Here is a 17,714-nt window from a genome sequence, read left to right as displayed (position 1 = left end):
GGCCGGGCCCGGTCGGGGCCGCGCCCGCCCCCGACCCCGACCCCGACCCCGGCCCCGGCCCCGGCAGCGGCCGGGGTGGCGTCCCGGCGGGGGCACCGTCGGGAGGGCGACCGGAGAGTGGCCCGGTCACGATCGCTGCGGCACGCTCGGGGGAACCGGGCGGCACGTGGGTGCCGCCGGTGGAGCCACGGAGGCGGCATGCGGTTCGAGACGGCGACCGAGATCGACGCGGACATCGACACGGTCTGGGCGGTGCAGACCGACATCGAACGCTGGCCGGAGTGGACCCCGTCGGTCCGGACCGCCCGCCGGGGTGAGGCCGGGCCGCTGGCGCTCGGGTCCACCGCCCGGCTGGAGCAGCCCCGGCTGCGCCCGACGTCCTGGCGGGTCACCGAGATCGACCCACCCCGCGGCTTCGTCTGGGAGTCCGCCAGTCCCGGCGTCCGCAGCCGGGGCGAGCACCTGATCGTCGCGCTGCCCGACGGCCGGGTCCGGGTGGAGTTGGCCCTGGAACTCACCGGCCCGCTCGCCGGGCCGGTGGGCTGGTTCGGTGGCCGGCTGGTGCGCCGCTACCTGCGGTGGGAGGCCGACGGCCTGCGGCGGCGCTGCGAAGCCGGCTGAGTCCCGACCGGGTCCCGGCGGGGATGGCACCGTGCGACCCGTCGGCGTCCCTGCGCACCACCGCGCGGGACGGCACCGGCCGGTCGCCACCCGCCGCGCCCGCACCTGCGGTCGGGTCGCCGGTCGGCGGTGCCGGCCCTAGGCTGACAGCGACCCTGGGAGGCGCGGTGTCCGAGTTGACGTACCCCGAGGTGGGGGCGACCCGGGGCGGGTCGTTGCCGGCGGGCTACCACCACCTGCGGCACCGGTTCGCGCTGGCGGCCGGCAGCTTCCCGGTCGCCGCCGAGGCGGTGCTGAGCTGGCGGCTGCACCGGGCGGCCGGGGTGCGGATGTGCACCGATGCGGCGCGGGCCGCGCCCGGCGTCCGGGTCACCCCGGGACTCGGGGTGGGCCCGCTGCGGGTGTGGGGGCCGTGCGAGGTGGTCTGGGTGGTCGACGACGAGCGGGAGGCCGGCTTCGGCTACGGCACCCTGCCCGGCCATCCGGAACGCGGGGAAGAGGCGTTCCTGGTCCGCCGCGACGCCGACGACGCGGTCAGCTTCGAGGTCACCGCGTTCAGCCGGCCGGACCGCTGGTTCATGGCCGCCGCCGGGCCCGCCGGTCGCGCCGTCCAGCACGGGTACGCCCGCTGGCTCGCCCACACCCTGCGCCGACTCGTCCGCTGACCGGCCGCACCGGCCGCCGGACTCGGAACCAACGCGATGAGGCCGAAACAGCGGTGTCGGCCCGCTCCGATACCGCACGCCGGCCGGTCCTGCTACGACCAGGGTCGGTTGATCGAGGCGTGTGCTACCTCGGCGATCTGACGAACCGTGCCATCCGGCTGGTCAGAAGCGGGCGAAGGAGCGGACCGGCATCCGGGGGCCGTACCGGGGCGCCTGGATGCCGGCGGCGGCCAGCAGCAGGCAGACCCGCCCCCGGTGGCCCCGGAACGGGGCGAGCAGGTCGAGCATCCGGGCATCGTCACCACGCGCCTCACCGGCCAACGCCCAGGCCACCGTGTTCGGCACGTGGTAGTCGCCGACGCTCACCGCGTCCGGATCGCCGTAGGTGACCCGGACCACCTCGGCGGCGGTCCACGGGCCGATGCCGGGGATCGCGGTGAGCCGCCGGGTCGCCTCGGCGCTGTCGACGCAGCGGTCCAGCCGGTCGGCCAGGGCGGCGGCCCGGCGCAGCGTCTCGGCCCGGCGTTGCTCCACGCCGAACGGGTGGAACACCCAGTACGGGGCCGCCGCCACCCGCGCCGCGTCGGGCGGCAGCAGCAGCGGCTGGAAGGGTCCGGGCGCGGGCTCGGCGAAGTGCCGTACGGTCGCCGCGTACGCCCGGTACGCCTCCGTGCCGGTGACCTTCTGTTCGAAGACGGCGCGTAGTACCCGGGGGAAGACCTGGCCGGTGGCGGGCATCCGCAGCCCCCGGTGCCGGACGGCCAACTCGGCCACCAGCGGGTGGGCGGCGGCCAGTTCGGCGAACCCGGTCAGGTCGTCGCGTAGGCCGGCGACGGCGTCGGCCCGGTCGACCACCCAGTCGGCGCCCGGCCCGTGGCCCTCGGCCAGCAGGTCGCCCGCCTCGGGACGCAGGGTCAGGGTGGCCGGGCCGGCGGGGGTGCGGGTGGCCCACCAGAGGGTGCCGGCGACGATCCGCGCGCACGGGTCGTACGGGCTGAAGGTCAGGGCCCGGACCGACGCGGTGAGCCGGTAGTCGGCCGGCGGTCGCAGCACCCGGCGTGCCGCCGGCTCGTCCCAGGTCACCCCGCCACTGTGCCATGGTCCCGGGGGACGGGCCGGCCGGCCCCGTACCGCCGGGGCGGGTGACCGGGGCGGAAACGGACGACACCGCCGACGCCCTGCGCGTCGGCGGTGTCTCCATCCCGGAGCGGACCGGCCGCCCGAGCGGCCGTGGGTGCGGGGTTGGGGGGACCTTTCGGTGGCGCGCGCCCGCTGGCGTGTGGCGCGTCCACCGCCCATGTCCGTTCCGGGGGCAGGTGGGGGAGGGTGGCGGTACCGCGACGCCGGCCCGACCAGGGGCCGGCGTCGCGGCCCGGACCGTGCGACGCTGCCGGTACGTCGACGGTCCTGATCCGCGACGGTGGCCGGTCGCGCCCTCCCCGGCTGCGACCGGCCACCGGGTTCCGGCTGGCGCAGGATCAGTAGGTGTAGTCCCCGCCGCTGCTGCTGGAGTCGCCCGAGTCGCTGGCCGCCGGCGGGGCGACCGCCTTCGGGGTGCCGGTCGGCAGGCAGGTCAGGTTCTTCTTGCCCTCCGGGTCGACCACGAACCAGGTGCCACCGACGCCCTGGCCCTTCCACTGGCCCGCCTTCTTGTCACCGATGTAGCGGTAGACCGGCCAGCCGCCGATGGTGATCTGCCGGGTGCCGTCCTGGCGGGTGACGGTGCCGACCTTGTCGTCGGAGACGCCCTGCAACTGCGGGTTGCCGTCGGTCAGCGCCGGCGGCCAGACCTGCGCGCACTTGTCGACGCAGTTCGACGACGGCGGGTCGTCGGAGTCCTTGTCGAAGCGGTAGAGGATGAAGCCCTCCTGGTCCACCACGACCCGGCCCATCCGGGCGATCTTCTTGCCGACGAGTTCGTCGGTCAGCTGGACGTTGGCCGGCGGCGGCGCCTGGTCGGCGGCGGGGGCGCCGGAGGCACCGGGAGAGGCCGAGGTGTCCGGCTCGACCGACGCGGTGGGTTCGGCCGCGGCGACGGCGACCGGCTCGGCGACGCTGGAGTTCGCCCCGTCGTAGCCTGCGGGCGCGCAGGCCGTAAGTGCGACCACCGCGCTCGCGACGATGACGGTCGTCCGCTTGATCTTTGCCACGTGCCCTCCTCATTCTTGGCGGTTCACCGAGTAGTACGGAGCGCCCACTGTCAAGGTTGAACGATCCACAGTGGGGCATTTCACATCGATGCCGTTGAACCGTTCCGGCCGGCCGTACGTGTGCGCGAGCAGTGGCACCCTGCGCCCGGAAAGCCGAAACGGCGTCGGCCCACAGCGGGCCGACGCCGTCTCCGACGGAGGGTCTCTCAGGGCACGACGGTGACCAGCGGGCTCGCCACGCCGTTGGCGTCCACCGACTGCACCTGCAACTTTGCGATCTCACCGCGCGGCGCCGAGGTGGACGCCTCCAACTGGAGAGCCTGCGGGTTGGCCGTGGTGCCGTAGCCCGTCCCCGGCACCGCCCAGGTGGAGATCACCTCGGTCGTGTCGTTCTTGCGGACCACCACCAGCCGGCAGGTGCGCGGGCCGGGCAACCGGGTCAGGTTGAACCCGATCCAGGTGCCGTACTCCTTGCTGTCCAGCCACATCGTGGTCTTCACCCCGGTGCTGCCGTCGGTGGCGTCGAACTGGTCACCCTCGATCTCGGTGCCACCCACCGCCGGCCCCGACCGGGTCGGCTGCGGGCTCACCGGACCGTCCACCGGCGCGGACCGGCTCGGCTCGGCGACCACCGCGTCGCCACCGCCGACCGTACCGCCGAAGGTGGCGACCCCGATGCCGCTGAGCGCACCGACCGCCACCACCGCGGCGGCCATCGACAGCACCTGCCGGAACCGCGCCTTGCGCCGGTGGGTACGGACCGCGACCAGGGTACGGTCCAGCAGCCGCGGATCCGTCGCGGTCTGCTCCATCGCCATCATCGTCTCGCCGTCGATGTCGGAGAGCAGCCCCACCACCGGGACCATCGTCTCCAACTCGGCGGCGCACGCCCAGCAGGTGGCGAGGTGTTCCTCGAACCGTTCGGTGTCCTGCACGTCCAGGACGCCGAGCGCGTACGCGGCGACGTCCATGTGGTCTGCCCGGCTCATTCCGTCACCCCCCTCTCCTGTAGGGCCGTGCGCAGCGCGCGCAGCGCGTAGTAGACCCGCGACTTGGCGGTGCCCAGCGGCAGACCCAACTCCTCGGCCGCCTCCGGCACCGTCCGCCCGCGGAAGTACGTCGCCACCAGGATCTCCCGGTGCGACTGACTGAGCGTACGCAGCGCGTCCGCCACCGTCATGGTGCGCAGCACCCGGTCGGTACTGTCCGCCTCGGCGAACGCCGTCAGATCCCGGTCGTACGTCTCCGGTGGGCGGGCCTGCTCGCTGCGGTGCTCGTCGATGGCGATCCGCCGGGCCACCGTGACCAGCCAGGGCCGCAGCGAACCCTGCCCCTGCACACCCAGCCGGTGCGCGTTGCGCCAGGCCCGCAGCAGCGTCTCCTGCACGATGTCCTCGGCGCGTTGCCGGTCACCACCGGTCAACCGCATCACGAACATCAGCAGCGGGCCGGCGTGCTCGGCGTAGAGCAACCGGACCAGCTGGTCGGAGTGGCTCGCCTCGGGCGTCGTCGCCGGGGCCTGGTGCCGCCCGGGCGTCGATCGCGGGGTCACCGGGCCATTCTGGCGATCGGTGGGACCGGCGTCGACCCCCCGGCTGGACCTCGACGCACGCGACTGCGGTTGGGCCCGGGCGAACATCCACCCTGGCCTGGCCAGTTCACCGTGCAAGCCGGCCGCGACCGCACTCATCCAGACCTCCTGCTGTCCACCGACATCAGCGGGCCCACGGGGAGGGCGCCGACCGTTGATACGGACCGCTCTTCCCAGCGGATCAACGGCGGACCGAAAAAATTCCGGGCGGCGGCGGCAACGAGTCGGTGGCGTCCGCGTCGGTGACCACCGCGGCACCGGCGACGAACCGGTCCAGCTCGACGCCGGCCAGCACCCGGCCCGGGAACCAGTCGCCGGCCGCGCGTCGGGTCAGCTCCGGCACCGGCGGCTCGACCCGCCCGGCCACCAGCACCAGGTTGCCGTGCCGCCGCCCGCGCAGCACCGCCGCGTCGCCGACCAGGGCGGCCCGGGGCAGCACCTGACGGACCGTGGCCACCTGGGCACGGGTGTGCCGCAGCGGCGGGCCGTCCGCCAGGTTGGCCAGGTACCAGCCGGTCGGCGCGAGCACCCGGGCCACCTGCGCGGCGTACTCGGCGCTGGTCAGGTGGGCCGGGGTCCGCGCACCGGCGAAGACGTCGGCGACCACCACGTCGTACGACGCGTCACGGCTGGACTCCAGGGTGGCGCGGGCGTCGGCGACACGGACCTTCAGCCTCGGGTCGGCCGGCCAGGGCAGCTCCCGCCGGACCAGCTCCACCAGCGCGCCGTCCACCTCGGCCACCCGCTGCGTCGACCCGGGCCGGGTGGCCTGGACGTACCGGGGCAGGGTCAGCGCGCCACCGCCCAGGTGCAGCACCCGCAGCGGGGCACCCGGCGGGGCGATCAGGTCCAGCGCCGCGCCGAGCCGCCTGACGTACTCGAACTCCAGGTGGGTCGGGTCGGCCAGGTCCACGTGCGACTGCGGCGCGTCGTCGAGCAGCAGCGTCCACGAGCGCGGCCGGTCCTGGTCCGGCACCAGCTCCGCCCGGCCGGTGGCCACGTCCACCACGATCCGGTCGTCACCCCGACGGCGGCCCATCAGCGGGTCCCGCCGCTGCGGCTGGCCATGGTCAGTGCCCGGTGCAGCAGCCGCGCGTCGCCCAGCATCCCGCGCAGCCGCCGCTCCAATCCGGCGATCGGCACCAGGTTCTGCGGCGCGCGCGGGTCCTTGTACGGCGAGGACGCGAACCGGGGCAGGGTGACCAGCGACAGGTCGGCCAGCGTGATCGCGTCCTGCGGTTCGAGGTCCGGCGAGCACTCCAACCGGACGATCCCGGCCCAGGGCGCACCCACCGCCACCGGCAGCCGCAGGTACCACGACCAGCCGCCCCAGGCGGTGCCGAGCCGGAACACCGGGGACCGCTGGCCGGAGCCCAGCCCGGTGACCACGGTGGTGAGCCGGGCGTCGAGATACTGGCTGTGCTGCGTCTTGATGTAGCCCAGGGTGCGCGGCAACTGCCGGCGCGCCCGCAGTGGGCCGTCCACCACCAGCAGGTCCCCGTCGGTGCGGGCCGCATCGGACACGGCCACCTCCAGGGCGGTCAGCGGGGCCTGCACCGCCGCCGGCAGCTTGCTCAGCTCCCCGGTGCCGCCGACCCGGTGCACCGGGTAACGCACCTGTCCGCAGGTCACCTCCTGCGCCGACGGGCTGGCCGTGAACAGCCCCCGCCCCACCCGCGCCCCGGCCAGCTCCGCCGCGCCGCGCTCCAGGTCGCACCGGACCACCCCGGCCGCGTACGAGGCCGCGATCCCCGGGTACGACGCACCGTCCTCCTCGGCCGTCCACACGCTGGCGTCGATCCGGCGTACCCCGTCGACGAGCAGCACCACGTCCGGGGCGGTCACCCCGGGACGGGGGTCGATCGCCCGCCAGTCCACCGCCGGCAGTTCCACGTCGGTGTCGACCTGGGTGCTGCTCGGCGCGACCGGCCCACCCGGGGTCGCCTCGAACGACGCCCCGTAGGACGGGTCCCAGGCGTCCACGAACAGCTGCGGCCCGGTCACGTCGCGCTCACCGGTCGGACTCTTCGTTCGCGGCTGCGGGGCTCCGCTGCGCTGCACTCCTCGCGCTCACCGGCCGGTCCGTTCGACGTGGGCCGTGCGGGCGTCCTTGCGGACCTCGAAGCGCACCGGGATGCGCTCGGCCAGCGCCGGCACGTGGGTGACCACGCCGACCATCCGGTCGCCCCGGGCGGCCAGGCTCTCCAGGGTCGCGGCGACGATGTCCAGGGTGGCCGCGTCGAGGGTGCCGAACCCCTCGTCCAACACGATCGACTCCAGGCTGGCCGCCGTGGTGGACATTCCGGCGAGCTGCTCGGACAACGCCAGCGCCAGGGCCAGCGACGCCTGGAACGTCTCCCCGCCGGACAGCGTCCGCACCCCCCGGCGCAGCCCCGCGTCGTGGTGGTCGACCACGAAGAACTCGCCCTTGTCGTGGACCAGGTCGTACTGCCCCTGGGACAGCTCCCGCAGGATCCGGGAGGCCCCGTCGACCAGCAGGTCCAGCGCCTCGGCCAGCAGCCACCGTTCGAAGTTGTTGGCCCGCAGGTGCCCGGCCAGCGCCCGCGCCGTGCGCGCCTGCCGCTCGTGCTCGGCGCGCTGTTCCCGCAGCTCGACGGCCTGCGCCCGGCGTTCGGTGATCCGCCGCAGGTCGGCCTCGGCCCGCTCGGTGGCCACCGCGACCGCCTGCGCGGGGTCGTCGGCGGGGGGCAGTCCGGCGGCGTCGAGGAGACCACCGAGGCGTTCCTCGACCTGCTCGGCGGCCGACTGCGCCCCGGTCGCCGCCTCGACCAGCCCGTCCCGGTCGGCCCGTCGCTGCCGGGCCTGTGCGCCGGCCCACTGGACCAGGGCCGTCCAGGCGGCGGCCACGTCGTCCCGGTCGGTGGCCGGCGGACCGAACCGGGCCAGCCCGTCGCGGGTGGTGTCGAAGTCCCGCCAGGCGGCCCGCAGCCGGTCCTCGGCCGTGTCGGCCGCGCCCCGGGCCCGGCGGGCGGCGTCCCGGCCGGCGCGTACCGCCACCGCCGCCTCGTCCAACGCCTGCCGCAGCCGGGCGTGCTCGGCCAGCTGGTCGCGCAGCGCCGCCGGGGTGGCCGCCCCGGCGAGCTGTCCGGCCAGCTCGGTCAGCCGGCCGCGCAACTGGTCGTGCTGGGCCCGCAGCCGCACCAGCGTCCGCTCCTGCTCCCGGGCCGCCGCGTCCCGCTCGTCGACCAGGACCAGCGCGGCCTTGCTGGCCGCCCGCGCCGCCTTGCCGGCGGCGGTCGCCGCGGCCACCGCCGAACCGGCCGGCACCGCCGGCACCCGGGGCACCGGCTGCTCGCAGACCGGGCAGGGTGCGCCGTCGACCAGGTGCGCCCGCAACGCGACCGCCTGGTCGACGGTCTTGGCCTCCTCGTGGGCCTTGAACGCCGCCTCCAGTTCGGCCTCGGCCCGTGCCGCCGCCTCCCGGGCCGCGCCGAGCGCCGTCACCGCCGCGTCGTGCGTGGCCTGCGCCGCGTCGAGGGCCGCCCGGACCGTGTCCGCCTCGCCGGTCAGCCGTTCCGCGTCGGCGTGTGCCCGCAGCAGCAGCCGCAGCGCGCTCTCGTCGCCCGCGCCGGCCAGCTCGCCGCGCAGCTTCTCCTCCCGCTCCTCGGCCAGCGCCACGGTGCGGGCCGTCGCGTCGACCGCCTCCCGCGCCGTGCTCACCGCGTGGGCCACCTCGGCCACCCCGGCCGGGGCCCGCACCCCGGCCAGCCCGGCCAGGTCGGCGTCGAGCGCGGCCAGCGCCGCCGTGGCCTCGCGCGCCGCCGACCGGGCCCGCTCCCGCTCCGGTACGGCCGCCGCGACCGCCGCCGCCAGCTCCCGCACCCGGTCGACCCGGTCGGCGGCGGCGGCCAACGTCTCGTCGTCGACGTCGGTCAACCCGGCGAGCATCCGGGCGACCGCCTCCAGCTTCGCCTCGGCCTGCCCGGCACGTTCGGTGGCCCGCTTCTGCACGTTCTCGTAGACGCCGAGGCCGAGCAGGTTGACCAGGATCTGCTGCCGGGTGGCCGGCTTGGCGTGCAGGAAGTCGGCGAACTGCCCCTGCGGCAGCACCACGCAGGAGGTGAACTGCTCGTACGGCAGCCCGACCGCGTCCAGCACCGCCTGTTCCATCTCGGCCGGGGTGCCGGCCAGCACCTCGCCCAGGTCCTCCGGGCTGAGCCCGGTGTCGAGCTTGGTCACGTCGAACCCGGGCGGCATCAGTTGCAGCCCGGCGTTGGCGGTCTTGACCGCGCCCCGGCCGTCCCGGCGCACCACCCGGGTCGCCACGTACCGGTCGCCGGCCGACTCGAAGACCAGCCGGACCCGGGCCTCCACCGCCGAGGGGGCGAGCGCGTTGGCCAGCCCCCGCGCACCGCCCCACCGGGGCACCGCGCCGTAGAGGACGAAGCAGATCGCGTCCAGCACCGTCGACTTGCCCGAGCCGGTCGGCCCGACCAGGGCGAAGAAGTCGGCGTCGGTGAAGTCGACGGTCGTCTCGTCGCGGAAGACGGTGAAGCCGGCCAGGTCCAGCCGCATCGGTCGCATCAGCGCTCCACCTCCTCCAGCAGCTCGTCGAAGAGGTCCCGGACCCCGTCGTCCTCGTGCCCCCGGCTGCCCAGGTAGTCGGCGAACAGTTCCCGGGGCGAGCGGCCGGCCCGCTGGGCGACCCGGGTGCCGCTGCCCGGCGTCGGCAGCAGCTCCGGGTCGATCCGGATCTCCAACGCGCGGGGGAACAGCTCCTGCACCTCCTCCCGCAGCCCGGCCCGGGGCTGTTCCCGGACGAACACCCGCAGCCAGCCCTCCGGCGGATCCGCCGCGGCAAGTTGGGCCAGGGTGCCGCGGACCGTGCGCAGCGGCACCGCCGCCGACACCGGCACCTCCCGGATCCGGGCGGCCGAGGTCGCGCCCACCTCGACCAGCGTCACCGAGCAGATGTTCTCCTGCTCGCCGAAGTCGACGGCGATCGGGCTGCCGCTGTAGCGGATCGGGCACGGCCCGATCACCCGCTGCGAGCGGTGCAGGTGTCCCAGGGCCACGTAGTGCGCGGTGCCCGGGAAGACCGAGGCCGGCACCGCGTACCCGAGGACGGTGTGCGCGTCGCGCTCGCCGCCGCCGGTGCTCGCCCCGACCACGGTGAGGTGGGCGGTGACCAGGTGCACCCGGTCCGGCTCGGTGAACCCCTCGGTGAGTTTCGCCAGCACCCGGCCGAGGTGGTCGGCGTAGGTCTGGGTGGCCTCGGCGGCGGTCAACTCGTACATCTCCACCGCGCGGACGGCGTACCGCTGGGACAGGAAGGGCAGCGCGGCGAGCTGCCACCGCTCACCGTCGGCGGTGACGCCGTCGATGACGTGCTCGGCCGGATTCTCCCGGACCCCGCCGCGCAGGGTGATGCCGGCCGCCTCGGCCCAGGGGCGCAGCGCGTCGAGGGCGTTGCCGTTGTCGTGGTTGCCGCCGATCGCCACCACGTCGGCCCCGGTCCGCCGTAGCGCGGTCAACGCCCGGGTGACCAGCCGGGTCGCCTCCGGGCTGGGCGCGGCCGTGTCGTACAGGTCGCCGGCGACGATGACCAGGTCGGGGCGTTCGGCGTGGGCGATCTCGATCACCCCGGCGAGCACCTGCTTGTGCTCCTCGGCCCGGGACTGTCCCTTGAGCACCTTGCCGACGTGCCAGTCGGAGGTGTGCAGGATCTTCATGGCTGCCAGCTCCCTAGAACGGGATGTCGTCGTCGACGCCGCCCGAGCCGACCACGGCGAACGGGTCGACCGAGCCGGTGATCGAGCGCAGCGTCTCCGACGGGGCCCGGCCGGCCTCGGAGACCCGGGTGGCCCAGGCCGGGAAGGGGAACTCCAGGCACAGCGGGACCGGGATGTCGGGCTGGTTGACGAACATGGTGCCCGGCTTGGCCAGCAGGGCGCGTTGCCGCTGGGCCGGCGGGAGGAAGCCGTACTCCGGGCGGGACGCCTCGGCCGGGTCGAGCCGGCCCACCACCCGGATCGCCGAGTTGGTGACGATCCGCCGTTCGACCTCGCTCGCCGTCTGCTGCGCGCCGACCAGGATCACCCCGAGCGACCGGCCCCGCTCGGCGATGTCGAGCAGCACCTCCTTGATCGGGGAGGAGCCCTCGCGGGGGGCGTACTTGTTCAGCTCGTCGAGGACGACGAAGAGCAGCGGCTTGGCGGTGCCGGCCTTCTCCTTGCGTTCGAACTCGCCGCGTAGCGTCACACCGACCACGAAGCGCTGCGCGCGGTCCGGCAGGTTGTGCAGGTCGACGACGGTGACCTGGGCGCTCTCGGCGGTGTTGATGGAGTGTGGGCGGCGGGTGGCCAGGTCGCCGCGGATCAGCCGGCCGAGGTCCTTCTTGCTGCCGATCAGCCGGCGGGCGAAGGCGTTGACCGTGCCCAGGCCGACCGCGCTGCCCGCCCAGTCGCCCCGGGTCTCGTCGTCGTTGAGCTGCTCGACGACGTGGTCGACCAGGTCGGCGTAGGAGCCGAGGCGCACCCCGTCGACGCTGACCCCACCGTCGGCGGGCTGGGCGTAGCGGGCCAGGTGGGCGGTGACCGAGTGGACCACCATCGTGTACTGCTGACGTTCGTCGTCGGCGTCGGCGAAGACGTACGGCAGGAGGCGGTCGGCGCAGAACTCGCTCAGCGTCCAGTAGAACGCGTCGACGCCGGTGAGCCGGCTGCTCACGTCGGGGGTGCCGGCGGCGTCGCCGACCCGGGGCGGGGCGTACACCCGCACGTCGGGGAAGGCGCCGGCGGCCAGCCCCAGCCTGGCGTACGCGGCCCGGGTGGTGTCGTCGAGCCGGGCGTTGGGGTGGTCGAGGAAGAGCAGGTCCTCGCCCTTGACGTTGAAGATCAGCGCCTTGGCGTTGACCGCGTCGCCGCCGAGCACCCCGGAGCGGAACACCGAGTAGAGCAGGAAGGTGGCGAAGCTGGTCTTGGTGGCCACCCCGGAGATGCCGGAGATCGACACGTGCGCGCCCCGGCTGCCGTCGAGGAAGTCGGCGTTGAGATAGACGGGGACGCCGTCGCGGCCCATCCCCATCGGGATGCGCCGTTCCATCCGGTCGAAGTGCAACGCGCGGGCGCGGGCGTCACCCTCGGCCCGGTGCACGGTGGCTCCGGGCGCGGGCGGCACGTACAGCTCGGGGTCGACCCGGGTGGTGGTGATCTCGGCGGCCTCCTGCACCTGGGCCGGGAGGGTGCCGTCGGCGATGGCGAAGACGTCCGACTCGAACTGGGCGCCCTCGTGCCGGGCGCGGACCTGGGTGACCACCCCGGCGATGGTGACCGGCTCCCGGTCGGGCAGCTCGCGCCGGGTGACCACGACGTCGTCGAGCTGGAGGTAGCTGCCGGGGGAGACGGCCGTCCAGAACTGCAACGGGGTGGCGTCGGCGGTGCCGAGCACCCGGCCGACGGGCTCGCCGGGGCTGTCGATCCGGCCGTCGGTCCGGTCGTCGGTCATCCGCGGGCTCCGGTCAGCTGGTCGTCTCGGTCAGGGCGCACGCCCTGCATCCTGCCCGAGGAGTGCGACAGGTTGCCACGCGACGCGGCGGACGCCACCGGCGGGCCGCCGTCGACGCCCGGCCGACCGCCGTCGCCGACGCCGGTTCGGTGACCGCAAGGGACGGCGCGCTCACCGTCGGTCGACTTTTTTCCGCGTGGCGGCGGTGTTTGCGCAGGTGGTGGGCCCGGCGGAAATCCGGGGAAAAAAAACCCTCACGAAGGGCGTGACAGAAACCGGCCGGTTGGGCTGAGAATAGCCACAGTCGACATCGAGGATCTTCTTCCTCAGGTGCCGGCCGTCACGTCCGTAACCTGCGGATACGTGACCGGCCCGCGGTCCACCACCGTCGGGTCATCGTCAGTCGGCACCCCCCCGACTGTCCCTGTGGAGGCAGAACCCCCATGCGCCGAACCCCTCTGCTGAGCGGCCTCGCCACGGCCGCTCTCCTGGCCACCGCCGTCACGGTGCCCACCGCGGCCACCGCCGCGCCCGCCGCCGACCCGTTCACCCGCGCGGTCGCCCAGCTCAAGGCCCACTCCGGTGCCGGCCTCGCCGCCGACGGCCAGACGTTCACCCCGCGCAACGTGGTGACCGACGCCGACGGCACCGAGCATGTCCGGCTCAACCGCTACTCCGACGGTCTGCCCGTCCTCGGCGGCGAGGTGGTCGTCCACCTCGGCAAGGGCGACTCCTGGCGCGGTGCCACCCACAGCCTGGCCAGCGCCCCGCAGCGTTCCCCGAAGGCCAAGGTCAGCGAGGCCGCCGCCGGCAAGATCGCCTTCGCCGCGTCCACCGCCACCGGCCGCTCGGTCGCTGGCGCGCAGCTGGTCTTCGACGCCGGTGCGACCGCGACCGCCCTCGCCTACGAGGTGGTGGTGGCCGGCACCCACGCCGACGGCACCCCGAGCGAGCTGCACGTGCTGGTGGACGCCACCACCGGCGCGGTCCGCGACTCGTGGGAGGGCGTGCAGCGGGAGGGCACCGGCAACACCTTCCACTCCGGCACGGTCTCGGTCGGCAGCACCCAGTCCGGCAGCACCTACCAGCTCGCCGACGCGGCCCGGGGCGACCACCGCACCTACGACCTCAACGGCCGGACCATCGGCAAGGGCACCCTGGTCGCCAGCACCAACAACGTGTTCGGCGACGGCACCCTGAACAACCGGCAGACCGCCGCCGCCGACGCCGCCTTCGGCGCGCAGAAGACCTGGGACTACTACAAGAGCGCGCACGGCCGCAACGGCATCCGCAACGACGGTGTCGGCGCGTACAGCCGGGTGCACTACAGCAGCAACTACGCCAACGCCTTCTGGCAGGACACCTGCTTCTGCATGACCTACGGCGACGGCGGCTCCGGCTGGTACCCGCTGACCTCGCTCGACGTGGCCGGGCACGAGATGACCCACGGCGTCACCAGCAACACCGCCGGGCTGCGCTACAGCGGTGAGTCGGGCGGCCTCAACGAGGCCACCAGCGACATCTTCGGCACCCTGGTCGAGTTCTACGCGGCCAGCGCCAAGGACCCGGGCGACTACCTGATCGGCGAGAAGCTGCGCAGCACCGGCACCCCGCTGCGCTACATGGACAAGCCCTCCAAGGACGGCAACTCGGCGGACTGCTGGAGCAGCTCGGTCGGCGGCCTGGACGTGCACTACTCCTCGGGCGTGGCGAACCACTTCTTCTACCTGCTCGCGGTGGGTAGCGGCACCTCGTCGTACGGCACCAGCACCACCTGCAACGGCACCACGGTCGCCGGCATCGGCAACACCAAGGCCGGGGCGATCTGGTACCGGGCGCTGACCCGCTACATGACCTCCACCACCAACTACAAGGGCGCCCGGACGGCGACCCTGTCGGCCGCGACCGACCTGTACGGCGCGACCAGCGCCGAGTACAAGGCGGTCGCCGCCGCCTGGTCGGGCGTGAGCGTCAGCTGACCCCCGGGGCCGGCGTCGACACGCCGACCCCGACGTCCTCGACACGGGGCGTGGGCACACCGACCGGGTGGCCCACGCCCCGTGCCGTGTCCGACGGGAGGGTGACGTCAGCCGGCGGGCGCGGCCCCGGCCGAGCCGACGCCCGGCGCGTCGCGGGCGTACCGCAGCAGGAGTACGCCGTCGGCGGCGGCCAGCGTGTGCCGCAGCGGCAACGACCGGGGCGGGCTGCCCGGGCCGGCCGTGATCCGCCCCGGGCCGGCCCCGGCCAGCAGCGGGGCGACGGTGACGCAGAGTTCGTCGACGAGGTCGGCGGCGGTGAGCGCGCCGAACAGGTGCGGGCCGCCCTCGCAGAGCAGCTGGCCGAGCCCCCGCTCGCGTAGCGCGGCCAGGCCGGCGGCGAGGTCGACGTCGTCGCGGCCGACCCGGACCAGGTCGACGGCGTCGGTGAGGCCCGGGGGTGCGACGGCCGTCGCGGTGGTCAGCACGACCGGGCGCACCGGCGCGTCGGCGAACGCGGCCTGGGTCGGGTCCAGCCGCAGCGACCGGGAGACGACGGTCAGGGTCGGGTACTCGGCCAGGCCGTGCGCGCGCCGCCAGGCCCGGCGTTCCGCGTTCAGCCGCACCGCCCGGTAGCCCTCGTGCCGCATCGTGCCGGCAGCCACCAGCAGCCCGTCGCAGAGCATCCGGAGCAGGCCGAAGACCCGCTTGTCCGGCTCGCCGGAGAGGCCGGCGGAGTAGCCGTCCAGGGTGACCGCGCCGTCCGCGCTGGAGACGAAGTTGACCCGCAGCCGGGGGGTGTCGGCGCGGGCGTAGAGCGCGGTCAGCGCGGTGTCGTCCAGCGGGCCGTCGGCGGGCGTGGGCCAGATCCGCCAGATCGGGATTCCGACGCTCATTCGCCGGCCGGACCGGTGACCGGAGGGGTGGGTGCGGGGGTACGGTGCTGACAGTCGCACCACTTCCGGCCGGGGCAGTCGTCGTGCCGCCGCTGCCGGCACGCTCGGCAGATCATGTCGGCAGCCTATGCGGTGGGTGGAGGGGGCAACATGTCACGTCAGGTCTTCCAGCTGAAGGTGTCCCTCACCGGGGTCCGCCCGTCGGTCTGGCGACGGGTGCTGGTCCCCGGCGGTTACACCCTCGACCGGCTGCACCGGGTGGTGCAGCACGCGATGGGTTGGCGGGACTGCCACCTGCACGCGTTCGAGATCGACGGGGTGCAGTACGGCGAGCCGGACCCGGACGCGGAGCCGGCGGTGCGCGACGAGCTGGACGTCCGGCTGGACGCGGTGGTCGGCAAGGGCAGCCGGTTCGGCTACGTCTACGACTTCGGTGACTGGTGGGAGCACGAGCTGGTGGTGGAGGACGTCCTCGCGGCCGACCCGGACGAGCGTTACCCGAGCTGCCCGCAGGGGGCGCGGGCCTGCCCGCCGGAGGGGGTCGGCGGCCCGGCCGGGCAACTCCTGCTGCTGGCGGCGCTGGCCGATCCGCACCACCCGGAGCATGTCACGATGCGGGACTGGGTGGGCCCCGGGCACGACCCGGCGGCGTTCGACGCGGGGCGGGCGAGCACCCTGCTGCGCCGGTTCTGCTGATCCGCGGTCCCGCCGGGTCATCACGTCAAGCGGGATAAACGCGATACCTGGTAACGATCTGGGAACGCTCCCAACGGTCTATTGACACCCCCGACACCTCCCGGCAATCTCATGGGAGCGTTCCCAAGGGCGTGGCGCGGATCACCCGCGACCATCCCAGACCGACCGGCGATTACCGCCGGACCGGCCGGGACGTGCGACAGCACCCCCCACCACACCCACCCAGCCTCACCATCGAAAAGGGGTCAGGATGAGCGTCACCACGCGGCGTACCCGGTTCGCGGTCGCCGCCCTGGCCGCAGTAACCGCCATCGGCGGTCTCGCGGCCTGCGGCAAGGACGACGAGCCGAAGGAGGCCGGCGGCAAGCCCAGCAAGCTGGTCGTCGACACCTTCGGTGAATTCGGATACGACGAGATCGTCAAGCAGTACGAGAAGGACACCGGCATCAAGGTCGAGCTGCGCAAGACCGCGCAGCTCAACGAGTACCGGCCGAAGGTGGTCCGGGCACTGGCCACCGGCAAGGGCGCCGCGGACGTCACCGCGCTCGAAGAGGGCATCCTCAACGAGTTCAAGACCAACCCGGCCAACTGGGCCGACCTGACGCCGCTGATCGCCGACCACAGCAAGGAATACCTGCCGTGGAAGTGGGAGCTGGGCAAGGCGGCGGACGGGCGGCTCATCGGCCTGCCCACCGACGTCGGCAGCCTCGGCGTCTGCTACCGCAAGGACCTGTTCGCCGCTGCCGGTCTGCCGACCGAGCGCGACCAGGTGGCGGCGCTCTGGCCGGACTGGAACGCCTTCATCGAGACCGGCAAGAAGTACCGCGCGGCCACCAACAAGGGCCTGATCGACTCGGCCACCACCGCCGCCAGCGCGGTCATGGTGCAGCAGGGCGGTGACCTGTTCTACGACAAGGAGGACAACGTCATCGCCGACAAGAGCGCCGCGGTGAAGACCGCGTGGGACACCGCCGTCGCGATGTCCGACGCGAAGATCTCCGCGAAGAGCGCCACCTGGTCGCCCGAGTGGTCGGCCGGCTTCAAGCAGGGCACCTTCGCGGCCACCTTCTGCCCGTCGTGGATGCTCGGTATCGTCGCCGACAACTCCGGCCCGGAGAACAAGGGCAAGTGGGACCTGGCGCCGGTTCCCGGCGGTGCGGGCAACTGGGGCGGCTCCTGGCTGGCCGTGCCCTCCCAGAGCAAGTACCCCAAGGAGGCGGCCAAGCTCGCCGAGTACCTGACCAACGCGAAGAGCCAGGTCGAGGCGTTCAAGCTCAAGGGCCCGCTGCCGACCAACCTCGAGGCGCTGAAGAACCCGGAGTTCACCAGCTTCACCAACGAGTACTTCAGCGGCGCGCCGACCGGCAAGATCTTCGGTGAGAGCGTCGAGAAGATCCAGCCGCTGCACCTCGGCCCGAAGCACCAGGCGATCAAGGAGAACGCGTTCGAGCCGGCCCTGCGCTCGTACGAGAACGGGCAGTCCCCCAAGGACAAGGCCTGGGAGCAGTTCCTCAAGGACGCCAAGACCCAGGGCGCCTTCTGATCACTGCACCACCACCGGCGGTGGCGTCCGGGCATGTCCCGGGCGCCACCAATGGCGTCCCCCCGTTCCACGTACCGCCCGCCTCACCGGCCCCGCCGGAGCCGGGAAA

15 protein-coding genes are annotated in these 17,714 nt (G+C 74.2%); 5 read left to right on the top strand and 10 right to left on the bottom strand.

Annotated elements, in window-relative coordinates; all coding sequences use genetic code 11:
- Nucleotides 1-198 precede the first annotated feature (198 nt).
- Nucleotides 199-621, top strand: coding sequence for an SRPBCC family protein (locus tag ACN267_RS15895; RefSeq protein WP_204957071.1), 423 nt, complete (start codon nt 199-201; stop codon nt 619-621).
- Nucleotides 622-788: 167 nt separating this feature from the next.
- Nucleotides 789-1,286 carry a DUF1990 family protein gene (locus ACN267_RS15890; RefSeq protein WP_281899499.1) on the top strand — a complete coding sequence of 166 codons (498 nt, stop codon included), beginning with the start codon at nt 789-791 and terminating at the stop codon, nt 1,284-1,286.
- Nucleotides 1,287-1,448: 162 nt separating this feature from the next.
- Here ACN267_RS15890 and ACN267_RS15885 read toward each other — a convergent pair whose 3' ends face one another.
- The 9 genes from ACN267_RS15885 to ACN267_RS15845 form a co-directional block, all read right to left on the bottom strand.
- Complete coding sequence (locus tag ACN267_RS15885) at nt 1,449-2,369, bottom strand: DNA-3-methyladenine glycosylase family protein (RefSeq protein ID WP_204957072.1); 921 nt, start codon at nt 2,367-2,369, stop codon at nt 1,449-1,451.
- A gap of 395 nt (nt 2,370-2,764) precedes the next feature.
- Nucleotides 2,765-3,436 carry a hypothetical protein gene (locus tag ACN267_RS15880; protein ID WP_204957074.1) on the bottom strand — a complete coding sequence of 224 codons (672 nt, stop codon included), beginning with the start codon at nt 3,434-3,436 and terminating at the stop codon, nt 2,765-2,767.
- A gap of 206 nt (nt 3,437-3,642) precedes the next feature.
- A complete protein-coding gene (locus tag ACN267_RS15875; protein ID WP_204957077.1) occupies nt 3,643-4,425 on the bottom strand; it encodes an anti-sigma factor family protein in 783 nt (260 codons plus the stop codon).
- Nucleotides 4,422-5,126: a sigma-70 family RNA polymerase sigma factor gene (locus tag ACN267_RS15870; protein ID WP_088645463.1), complete on the bottom strand. Its 705-nt coding sequence runs from the start codon at nt 5,124-5,126 to the stop codon at nt 4,422-4,424. The genes ACN267_RS15875 and ACN267_RS15870 overlap by 4 nt, the downstream gene beginning before the upstream one ends.
- 82 nt (nt 5,127-5,208) lie before the next feature.
- Nucleotides 5,209-6,066: a spermidine synthase gene (locus ACN267_RS15865; RefSeq protein ID WP_204957079.1), complete on the bottom strand. Its 858-nt coding sequence runs from the start codon at nt 6,064-6,066 to the stop codon at nt 5,209-5,211.
- On the bottom strand, nt 6,066-7,031 hold the full coding sequence (locus ACN267_RS15860; RefSeq protein ID WP_204957082.1) for a hypothetical protein: 966 nt from the start codon (nt 7,029-7,031) through the stop codon (nt 6,066-6,068). The genes ACN267_RS15865 and ACN267_RS15860 overlap by 1 nt, the downstream gene beginning before the upstream one ends.
- 66 nt (nt 7,032-7,097) lie before the next feature.
- A complete protein-coding gene (locus ACN267_RS15855) occupies nt 7,098-9,572 on the bottom strand; it encodes an AAA family ATPase (RefSeq protein ID WP_421489017.1) in 2,475 nt (824 codons plus the stop codon).
- Nucleotides 9,572-10,720, bottom strand: a complete 1,149-nt coding sequence (locus ACN267_RS15850) for an exonuclease SbcCD subunit D (RefSeq protein ID WP_421489016.1) — start codon at nt 10,718-10,720, stop codon at nt 9,572-9,574. The genes ACN267_RS15855 and ACN267_RS15850 overlap by 1 nt, the downstream gene beginning before the upstream one ends.
- A 13-nt stretch (nt 10,721-10,733) precedes the next feature.
- Entirely contained in the window at nt 10,734-12,494 is a 1,761-nt protein-coding gene (locus ACN267_RS15845) for an ATP-binding protein (protein WP_281899487.1), read from the bottom strand.
- A 443-nt stretch (nt 12,495-12,937) separates the two neighbouring features.
- On the opposite strand from ACN267_RS15845, the gene ACN267_RS15840 reads away from it, so the two are divergent.
- Nucleotides 12,938-14,473, top strand: coding sequence for a M4 family metallopeptidase (locus tag ACN267_RS15840; protein WP_204957088.1), 1,536 nt, complete (start codon nt 12,938-12,940; stop codon nt 14,471-14,473).
- A gap of 107 nt (nt 14,474-14,580) precedes the next feature.
- Here ACN267_RS15840 and ACN267_RS15835 read toward each other — a convergent pair whose 3' ends face one another.
- Nucleotides 14,581-15,366, bottom strand: a complete 786-nt coding sequence (locus ACN267_RS15835) for a pyrimidine reductase family protein (RefSeq protein WP_421489015.1) — start codon at nt 15,364-15,366, stop codon at nt 14,581-14,583.
- Between the two features lie 150 nt (nt 15,367-15,516).
- Between ACN267_RS15835 and ACN267_RS15830 the strand changes: the two genes are divergently transcribed.
- Complete coding sequence (locus ACN267_RS15830) at nt 15,517-16,062, top strand: plasmid pRiA4b ORF-3 family protein (RefSeq protein ID WP_281899483.1); 546 nt, start codon at nt 15,517-15,519, stop codon at nt 16,060-16,062.
- A gap of 250 nt (nt 16,063-16,312) precedes the next feature.
- Nucleotides 16,313-17,605 carry an ABC transporter substrate-binding protein gene (locus ACN267_RS15825; RefSeq protein WP_204957093.1) on the top strand — a complete coding sequence of 431 codons (1,293 nt, stop codon included), beginning with the start codon at nt 16,313-16,315 and terminating at the stop codon, nt 17,603-17,605.
- Nucleotides 17,606-17,714 lie beyond the last annotated feature (109 nt).

This window comes from Micromonospora sp. WMMD734 (assembly GCF_049178975.1).
GTDB classification, from domain to species: Bacteria; Actinomycetota; Actinomycetes; order Mycobacteriales; family Micromonosporaceae; genus Micromonospora; species Micromonospora wenchangensis.
This window is presented reverse-complemented; position numbering and strand designations above follow the sequence as displayed.